The organism is Streptomyces sp. NPDC079141, assembly GCF_040686775.1.
Lineage (GTDB): Bacteria > Actinomycetota > Actinomycetes > Streptomycetales > Streptomycetaceae > Streptomyces.
Genome location: NZ_JBFBLP010000043.1, coordinates 1,265 through 2,532, shown reverse-complemented (window position 1 = coordinate 2,532; position 1,268 = coordinate 1,265). Strand labels below are relative to the sequence as shown.

Genomic DNA, 1,268 nt, shown 5'->3' with positions numbered 1-1,268 from the left:
TGCCGCACCGTATGTGACCTATACGGGGCCGTTCGTGGTTTCAGAACCAACACAGTGGACGCGAGCAACTGAGGACAAGCCCTCGGCCTATTAGTACCGGTCACCTCCACACGTTACCGTGCTTCCAGATCCGGCCTATCAACCCAGTCGTCTACTGGGAGCCTTACCCCATCAAGTGGGTGGGAGTCCTCATCTCGAAGCAGGCTTCCCGCTTAGATGCTTTCAGCGGTTATCCCTCCCGAACGTAGCCAACCAGCCATGCCCTTGGCAGGACAACTGGCACACCAGAGGTTCGTCCGTCCCGGTCCTCTCGTACTAGGGACAGCCCTTCTCAAGACTCCTACGCGCACAGCGGATAGGGACCGAACTGTCTCACGACGTTCTAAACCCAGCTCGCGTACCGCTTTAATGGGCGAACAGCCCAACCCTTGGGACCGACTCCAGCCCCAGGATGCGACGAGCCGACATCGAGGTGCCAAACCATCCCGTCGATATGGACTCTTGGGGAAGATCAGCCTGTTATCCCCGGGGTACCTTTTATCCGTTGAGCGACGGCGCTTCCACAAGCCACCGCCGGATCACTAGTCCCGACTTTCGTCCCTGCTCGACCCGTCGGTCTCACAGTCAAGCTCCCTTGTGCACTTACACTCAACACCTGATTGCCAACCAGGCTGAGGGAACCTTTGGGCGCCTCCGTTACCCTTTAGGAGGCAACCGCCCCAGTTAAACTACCCATCAGACACTGTCCCTGATCCGGATCACGGACCCAGGTTAGACATCCAGCACGACCAGACTGGTATTTCAACGACGACTCCCCCTGAACTGGCGTCCAGAGTTCACAGTCTCCCAGCTATCCTACACAAGCCGAACCGAACACCAATATCAAACTGTAGTAAAGGTCCCGGGGTCTTTCCGTCCTGCTGCGCGAAACGAGCATCTTTACTCGTAGTGCAATTTCACCGGGCCTATGGTTGAGACAGTCGAGAAGTCGTTACGCCATTCGTGCAGGTCGGAACTTACCCGACAAGGAATTTCGCTACCTTAGGATGGTTATAGTTACCACCGCCGTTTACTGGCGCTTAAGTTCTCAGCTTCGCCACCCCGAAGAGTGACTAACCGGTCCCCTTAACGTTCCAGCACCGGGCAGGCGTCAGTCCGTATACATCGCCTTACGGCTTCGCACGGACCTGTGTTTTTAGTAAACAGTCGCTTCTCGCTGGTCTCTGCGGCCACCCCCAGCTCAGAGCGCAAAGCTCATCACCGGACGT

Annotated in this window: 1 rRNA gene (cut by a window edge); it reads right to left on the bottom strand. The window is 56.9% G+C overall.

The features are described from left to right. Window positions 1-70 precede the first annotated feature (70 nt). Window positions 71-1,268, bottom strand: a 23S ribosomal RNA gene (locus tag AB0Q90_RS42020); its annotated part runs 1,264 nt beyond the window's last position; the annotation flags it as partial.